This is a genomic window from Paenibacillus sp. F024, assembly GCF_057814255.1.
On sequence record NZ_JBVASZ010000225.1, the window covers coordinates 1 to 230 of the forward strand.

1 rRNA gene is annotated in these 230 nt (G+C 55.2%); it reads left to right on the forward strand.

Features of this window, described 5'->3' with window-relative positions:
• A 16S ribosomal RNA gene (locus tag ACZYR9_RS28030) occupies window positions 1-230 on the forward strand; the annotation flags it as partial.

The following is a 230-nucleotide window of genomic DNA, read 5'->3' on the forward strand; positions in this document are numbered from 1 at the left end:
TTATCCTTCGGGATAAGTTAGCGGCGGACGGGTGAGTAACACGTAGGCAACCTGCCTGTAAGATCGGGATAACTACCGGAAACGGTAGCTAAGACCGGATAGATGGTTTTCTCGCATGAGAAGATCAAGAAACACGGGGCAACCTGTGGCTTACAGATGGGCCTGCGGCGCATTAGCTAGTTGGCGGGGTAACGGCCCACCAAGGCGACGATGCGTAGCCGACCTGAGAG